General features: G+C 67.2%; 4 protein-coding genes. 3 read left to right on the top strand and 1 reads right to left on the bottom strand.

Translation table 11 applies throughout. The features are described 5' to 3' along the window. The first annotated feature begins 467 nt into the window (after positions 1-467). Positions 468-1,472 carry a substrate-binding domain-containing protein gene (locus tag B5F73_RS07185; RefSeq protein WP_087227565.1) on the top strand — a complete coding sequence of 335 codons (1,005 nt, stop codon included), beginning with the start codon at positions 468-470 and terminating at the stop codon, positions 1,470-1,472. Positions 1,473-1,483: 11 nt separating this feature from the next. Here the strand turns inward: B5F73_RS07185 and B5F73_RS07180 are convergent, their stop codons facing one another. Further along, positions 1,484-2,446 (bottom strand): serine hydrolase, encoded by a 963-nt coding sequence (locus B5F73_RS07180; protein ID WP_143803163.1) that lies wholly within the window; start codon positions 2,444-2,446, stop codon positions 1,484-1,486. 172 nt (positions 2,447-2,618) lie between these two features. Between B5F73_RS07180 and B5F73_RS07175 the strand changes: the two genes are divergently transcribed. Together B5F73_RS07175 and B5F73_RS07170 are read left to right on the top strand one after the other, a co-directional pair. After that, positions 2,619-3,284, top strand: coding sequence for a TetR/AcrR family transcriptional regulator (locus tag B5F73_RS07175; RefSeq protein ID WP_239379834.1), 666 nt, complete (start codon positions 2,619-2,621; stop codon positions 3,282-3,284). Continuing rightward, the gene (locus B5F73_RS07170) at positions 3,284-7,915 is read left to right on the top strand and encodes a 2-hydroxyacyl-CoA dehydratase (RefSeq protein WP_087227562.1); all 4,632 of its coding nucleotides are present in this window, start codon (positions 3,284-3,286) and stop codon (positions 7,913-7,915) included. The genes B5F73_RS07175 and B5F73_RS07170 overlap by 1 nt, the downstream gene beginning before the upstream one ends. The last annotated feature ends 11 nt before the right edge of the window (positions 7,916-7,926 follow it).

Below are 7,926 nucleotides of genomic sequence, written 5' to 3'. Positions count from 1 at the left end.
CCGAGACGCGGCCCGCCCCGGGAGGGCGACATACGAGCGCGGCCCTGGCGCCGGGGGACCGGGGCCGGGGCGGATTTGTCGCTTGACGGAGACTCTCTCATATCAGGAAACCCCGCCCTTGTCCGAGTGCGATCTAAAAAACGGCGGGGTTGTACGGCTTGGAAGGCTGCGAGCAGTACAAGCTCGGCAATTTCTAGAACGGACGGCGACAAGGGCGGCATTTCTTAGAGTGGGCTCGGACAAGGGCCGGGATTTCTAGACCGCTGTTCGACAAGGGCGGCGATTCTTGGAGTGGGCCCAGACAAGAGCGGCGTTTTCTGGAGCGGGCGGGCGACAAGGACGGCGGTCTCCGGGTTTGTCGGCCGTCCGCGGAACCGGCTGGCGAAAACATCTTCTTGTCAGTGGTACAAAACGTTTGGTGGTGTTAAATGGATTGTGTTTAGAAGACGAGAAGGTCGGAGGATACGATGAGAAACGTGGGCGTTCGAGAGATCAGTAGGAAGACGGGGTTCTCTCCGGCCACGGTCTCCAATGCGCTCAACCACAAACGAGGTGTGAACAAGGAAACAGCTGCCATCATCCTCCGTGCGGCCCACGAGCTCGGCTATGACCGTCCCAGCCGCGTCACGCACGTCAACTTTGTCCTGGCGCGCAAGAACGGCCTGGTGCTCGACGAGGGCACGTTTCACCCCGGCGTGATCGAGGGGGTCGAGCGTGCGGCGAGCCTGCAGGACATGAGCACGGTCTTCACGACCATCGAGCTCGCGGACAGGCAGGCGGCGGCGCGCCAGGCGTACGAGGTCACCCATGACAGCTCGAGTGCCATCGTGCTCCTGGGCACCGAGATGGCGGAGGAGGACTACGACCTCTTCCGCGGCTCCGAGGTCCCCCTCGTGGTCGTGGACGGCTGGAGCGACCACCTGTTCCTGGACTGCATCGTGACCTCCAACGAGAACTCGGCGTTCCGCGCGGTGAGCTACCTCATCGAGATGGGCCACCGCGAGATCGGCTACATCGCCGGCTCCTATCGCATCAAGAACTTCCCGCTGCGCGAGCGCGGCTACCGCAGGGCGATGCGGGAGGCCAACCTCCCCGTCAACCCCGCGTTCCGCGTCGAGGTGGGGACGGTCGTCAACAGCGCTTACGAGTCGATGCGCGAATGGCTGGCGACAAACCCCACGCTGCCCTCGGCGTTCTTCGTGGAGAACGACATCATGGCGTTTGGCTGCATGCGCGCGATGACGGAGTGGGGCATCAAGATCCCCGAGGACGTCTCGATGTTCGGCTTTGACGACCTCACCTACGCCAGCATCTCCAACCCGCCGCTGTCCACGGTGCGCGTCCCCAACCGCGAGATGGGCGAGCTTGCCGTCCGCACGCTCGTGGAGCGCATGCGCGAGCCGCGCGACTACACGAGCGTGGTGCACCTCTCGACGACCTTCGTCGAGCGCCAGAGCGTGGCGCGCCTCTAGCGTCCCCGTAGCTACTCGTAGTAGGCGACCTCGTCGCCGCACATGACGTCGTGCGCCTCGTCGAGGGCGGCGATCAGCGGCTTGAGGCCGTCGAGGTTGGAGCTCATGTTCGTCATGATCACGACGACGTAGGTCCCCGTGTCCGAGAAGACCACGCCGGCGTCGTTGGTGGACTGGAGGCCGGTCCCGTCGGCGGGGTACCAGCCCGCCTTGCTCCAGACCTCGCAGGAATCGCGCAGCGTCTCTCCGAGGGGGGTGCTGGTGGTCTGCGAGAGGTAGCCGACGAGCTCCTCTGATCCCGCCTCTCCCGACGTGCCGTAGCGGTGGATCTCCTGCCAGATGGAGGCGAGCTCGTTCGCCGTGGTGTAGGGGTAGTAGTAGAAGTCGCCCGTCGACGCCGCCTGCGGCGCGCCCTTCTCGCCGAGCCACGCGGCGTAGGCCGACAGGCCAAACGCGTCGAGCAGGGCGTGGTAGTCGTCGTTGGAGGAGTAGAGGAGGCAGCTCGCCATGGAGTTCGCCATGCCACCCGAGCCGCCGTGGCTCTCGCAGATCCACGTGCAGTACGCTGCCTTGATGCTGCTCGCGGGGTAGCGGCTGGCGTCCGCGTCGTACCAGAGGCCGCGCCGCGTCTCGAGGTCGACGAGTGCAACGCTGACCTCGACGCCCGTCTCCTCGAGCTTTGCGATCTCCGAGCGGACCGCGCTCAGTTCCTCGCGCTCGAGGAAGGCCTCGGGCGCGGTGACGGTGAGCCCGTCCTCGCCGGTCGACGTGAGGGTGGCGGCCTCGGCCATGGTCACGGGATGGAGCTGCTCCTCTTGGACGACAACGCGCTCCTCGGGCGTCTCCTCGACGGTTGCGGGGGCCTCTGTCTGCTCGGAGTCGGCGCGCAGGCGGGGGAGCAGGGTCGTCCCCACGACGACGCCCGTCCCGATCACCGCGACGACGAGCAGCAAGATGGCAACGCGCTTTCCCATGAGACCTCCCAACCAAATCATTCTGTCACGACGGAGCCCTCGCCGCGCGTCCTTCTCGGCAGGCGAGAAGAACCTGCGTGTAGATGTTGTGCCAGCTCCCGTTTCTGCACAGGTTGTGCAATACTACGCACGCTGTGAAATATCTCACGGAAAGGCACCCATGCAGGAATGCGTGCTCAGCACCGATAGGCGCAGCGTCCGCACCCGCCAGGCCCTGCGCGCCGCGCTCGCGCGCGAGATCGACGCGACGGGCGACCTCTCCCGCGTCACCGTGACCGCGGTGACCGAGCGGGCCGGCGTTACGCGCCGCACCTTCTACTCCCACTTCCGGGACATCCCCGACCTGGTGAACCAGATCGAGGAGGAGACCCTGGCGGAGCTGCGCGCCCCGCTCGCGCGCCTGGCGTCGTGCCACCTGGACGACCTGCGCTCCGCGCTCGACCATGGCAGGCCCGCCCCCGGCGCCGCCGAGCTGCTCCGCTGCGTCCGCGACCGCGGGGACTACCTGCGGCCGCTCCTGGGCGAGGGGGGAGACCCGGCCTTCGCCGAGCGCATCAAGAAGGTCGCCTACGAGGTCGTGGGGCCGCGCGCCCTCGACGGCCTCAACCTGCGCGCCCTGGGACCGCTCTTCGACTACTACCTCACCTTCGCCATCTCCGCCGAGGTCGGCGTGCTGCTGCGCTGGCTCGACGGCGGGATGCGGGAGGGCGTGGGCGTCATGGCGCGCCTCATGACCGCGCTCATGTTCGTGCGCCCCGGCGACCTCTACGACAACCCCATCGACCTTGACCTGCCCAGCTTCGCCCTTGCCGCGATGTGCTCCGAGGAGGACAACTGATGACCAAGACCGCTGACTCCATTCAGGCCGAGAAGAGCGCGCGCAAGCCGCTCGAGCTCAAGGCGGACGGCGCCGAGCTCTCCCCGGCGCACGCGACCGACTTCTCCCACGCGCACCTGCGCCTGGGCATCGACGTGGGCTCCACCACGGTGAAGCTTGCCGTCATCGACGACAACGATAACCTCGTCTACGCCAACTACGAGCGCCACCACACCGACATCCGCGCGACGGCCAAGGAGCTCTTCGCCCGCGCGCGCAAGGTGATCGGCGCGGCGCCCATGCGCGTCTCGATCACCGGATCCGGCGGCATGCTGCTCGCCAACTGGCTGGGACTGGAGTTCGTCCAGGAGGTCATCGCCTCCAAGCGCGCCGTCGAGACCCTCATCCCCCAGACCGACTGCGCCATCGAGCTGGGCGGCGAGGACGCCAAGATCATCTACTTCGACAACGGCATCGAGCAGCGCATGAACGGCACCTGCGCCGGCGGCACGGGCGCCTTCATCGACCAGATGGCCTCCCTGCTCCACACCGACGCCTCCGGCCTGAACGAGCTCGCCAAGGACGCCACCCAGATCCACCCGATCGCGTCCCGCTGCGGCGTCTTCGCCAAGTCCGACGTCCAGCCGCTGCTCAACGAGGGTGCCAAGCCGGCCGACATCGCCGCCTCCATCTTCCAGGCCGTGGCCAACCAGACGGTCTCGGGCCTGGCGTGCGGCCACCCCATCCGCGGCCACGTGGCGTTTCTCGGCGGCCCGCTCCAGTACCTCTCGGAGCTCCGCAAGCGCTTCTACCTGACGCTCAACCTCGACGACGAGCACATCATCGTCCCCGAGAACGCGCACCTGTTCGTGGCCACGGGCGCGGCGCTCGCCGGTGAGTCCGAGAAGTACGTCACCTTCGACGAGGTGATCCGCCTCCTCGAGGAGCTCAGGGACGTCCAGGGCTCCGAGGTCGCGCGCCTCGAGCCACTCTTCGAGTCCGAGGAGGACTACCGGGAGTTCAAGGAGCGCCACGACAAGCAGGTGGTCCCCAAGGGCGATCTGGCCACCTACCGCGGTCGCGTGTTCGTGGGCATCGACGCCGGCTCCACCACGATGAAGTGCGCCGTGGTGGGTGAGGGCGGCGAGCTGCTCTACACCTGGTACGGCAACAACAACGGCGACGTCCTGGGCACCGCGCGCCGCATCATGGACGACATCTACGACCGCCTGCCCGAGGGCTGCTCGATCGGCCACGTGACCACCACCGGCTACGGCGAGCAGATCCTCATCGAGGCCCTGCGCGCCGACTCCGGTGAGATCGAGACCGTCGCGCACCTGCGCGGCGCCAAGGCCTTCGTGCCCGACGTCCAGTTCATCCTGGACATCGGCGGCCAGGACATGAAGTGCCTGCAGGTCAAGGACGGCGTCATCGAGCACATCATGCTCAACGAGGCGTGCTCCTCGGGCTGCGGCTCCTTCATCGAGAGCTTCGCCGTGTCCATGAACATGACCGTCCAGGAGTTCGCGCAGGCCGCCGTGGGCGCCAAGAGCCCCGTCGACCTTGGCTCCCGCTGCACCGTCTTCATGAACTCCCGCGTCAAGCAGGCGCAGAAGGAGGGCGCGACGATCGGCGACGTGGCCGCGGGCCTCTCCTACTCCGTCATCAAGAACGCCCTCTTCAAGGTCATCAAGCTCCGCGACTTCGACGAGATCGGCCAGTGGTGCGTCGTCCAGGGCGGCACGTTCATGTCCGACGCTACCCTGCGCGCCTTCGAGGTCCTGACCGGGCGCGACGTCATCCGCCCGGACATCGCGGGCTGCATGGGTGCCTACGGCGCGGCCCTTCTCGCCCGCGACCGCGCCGGTGCGGCGGGGACCTCCCAGGTCCTGTCCCGCGAGGACATCGACAACCTGCAGGTCAAGCACACCAACGTCCACTGCGGACGCTGCTCCAACAACTGCCTGCTCACGATCAACGACTTTGGCGGCGGCCGTCGCTTCATCACGGGCAACCGATGCGAGAAGGGAGCCGGCGGCAGCCGCGCCAAGAAGAACGACGCGCCCAACCTCTTTGAGTTCAAGAACAAGCTGCTCTTCGACCGTCCGGTGCTGCCGGTCGACGAGGCGCCGCGCGGCACGGTGGGCATCCCGCGCTCGCTCAACATGTACGAGAACTACCCGTTCTGGCATGCGTTCTTCACCAAGCTGGGCTTCTCGGTCGTGCTCTCCGACCAGACCTCGGCCAAGACCTACGACGCGGGCATCGAGTCCATGCCGTCCGAGAGCGTGTGCTACCCGGCCAAGCTCTCCCACGGCCACATCATGAACCTCATCGAGAAGGACCCCGACTTCATCTGGATGCCCTGCATCCGCTGGGAGCGCCAGGAGGACGACGGCGCGACCAACCACTACAACTGCCCGATCGTCATGAGCTATCCGCAGGCGCTCGGCCTCAACGTCGACGAGCTGGGCCAGGGCTCCAAGATCGAGTTCCTCGCCCCGTTCATCCCGTACGACAAGAAGAAGGAGCTCAAGCGCCGCCTCTTCGAGCTGGTCGTTGAGCAGCGCGAGAAGGACGCGGAGGCCGGCCGCGGCCGCGTGCGCGGTGCGCGCATCACCCGCGCCGAGATCGACGAGGCCGTCAACGCCGCCTGGGACGCGGACCTCGCGTTCAAGGACGCCATGCACCGCGCCGGTGACGAGGCCCTGCGCTGGATCGAGGAGCACGACGCCCACGGCATCGTGCTGGCGGGCCGCCCCTACCACAACGACCCCGAGATCAACCACGCCATCCCCGAGCTCGTGCACTCCTTCGGCTTTGCCGTGCTCACCGAGGACTCCGTCGCGCACAAGATGACGCCCGAGCGCCCCATCCGCGTGATCGACCAGTGGATGTTCCACAGCCGCCTCTACCGTGCGGCGCGCTTCGTGGCCTCCCGCAACGACCTGGACCTCATCCAGCTCTTCTCGTTTGGCTGCGGCCTCGACGCCCTCACCACCGACCAGGTCCAGGAGATCCTCGAGGCGTCCGGCAAGATCTACACCGTCCTCAAGATCGACCAGGTCTCCAACCTGGGCGCGGCGCGCATCCGCATCCGCTCCCTCATGGCCGCCCTCACCGAGCAGCGCGAGGAGCTGCGTCGCGCCGCCAGCCGCGGCGAGGTCCGCGAGGTCGAGCCCGTGGGCGTCAAGAACGCCGACGGCTCGCTCGAGCGCGCCCGCAAGACGCAGGAGGGCCGCGTGCCCGTCTACCGCGAGGCTGCCAGCGCCGCCTTCGAGAAGGTCCGCTACACCGAGGACATGCAGAAGGCGGGCTACACCATCCTCGTGCCGCAGATGGCGCCGATCCACTTTGACCTGATCGAGGAGCTGTTCAAGAGCTCCGGCTACAACGTGGTCCTGCTCCCCTCCGTGGACCAGGGCGCCGTCGAGGCCGGCCTCAAGTACGTCAACAACGACATCTGCTACCCGTCCATCCTGGTCACCGGCCAGATCATGGAGGCGGTGCTCTCCGGCAAGTACGACCTCTCGCGTCTGGCCGTCATCATCACCCAGACCGGCGGCGGCTGCCGAGCCACCAACTACATCGCCCTCATCCGCAAGGCCCTCAAGGACTCCGGCCACCCCGAGATCCCGGTGATCTCCCTCACCGCGGCCTCCGGCCTGGACGAGAAGAACCCCGGCTTCAACGTCCTCAAGGACCCTGGCCTGCTCATCAAGGCCGTCTATGCCCTGCTCTACGGCGACCTCATCATGCAGCTGCTCTACCGCGTGCGCCCCTACGAGGCCGAGGCCGGCGCCGCCGACGAGCTCTACGACCGCATGATGGCCGACGCCAAGGGCGTGATCGTGGCCGGCGGGCGCAAGCGCTTCTATGACCTCTGCCAGCGCACCGTGGACGCCTTCGAGGCGCTGCCGCTCGTGAACGACCGCTCCAAGCCGCGCGTGGGCGTGGTTGGCGAGATCCTGGTCAAGTTCCACCCCACGGCCAACAACCAGGTGGTCAAGGTCATCGAGCAGGAGGGCTGCGAGGCCAACGTGCCCGGCCTCGTGGACTTCTTCCTCTTTGGCATGACCAACGCGATCAACACCAACGCCGAGCTCGGCACCAAGGCCACGAGCCGCCTCTCGCACATGGCGGGCATCAAGCTCGTCGAGGGCCTGCGCGAGCCCATCAACAGGATGCTCGATAAGACCACGCGCTTCCAGGCGTACCCCGACATCTTCGAGCTGGCCGCCAAGGCCGAGCAGGTGCTGTCCCTGTGCAACACGATGGGCGAGGGCTGGCTGCTCACGGCCGAGATGTGCGACCTCATCGAGACCGGCACGCCCAACATCGTGTGCTGCTCGCCGTTCGCGTGCCTGCCCAACCACGTCGTGGGCAAGTCCGTCATCAAGCGCCTGCGCCAGATGCACCCCGAGAGCAACATCGTGGCCGTGGACTACGACCCCGGCGCCTCCGAGGTCAACCAGCTCAACCGCATCAAGCTGATGATCTCGGTGGCCAAGGAGAACTTCCGCGAGAACCGCGGCGGCTTCAGGCTGGAGAACCCTGACGACCCGACGCTCGGCGAGGACTACGGCCTGCCGCTCTCCGCCGAGCAGCGCGCCCGCCTGGTGGACCTCAAGGCCCGCGCCGGCGTCGACTAAAGACGGGGTCG

The organism is Olsenella sp. An270 (assembly GCF_002159735.1).
Lineage (GTDB): Bacteria > Actinomycetota > Coriobacteriia > Coriobacteriales > Atopobiaceae > Thermophilibacter.
This window is presented reverse-complemented; position numbering and strand designations above follow the sequence as displayed.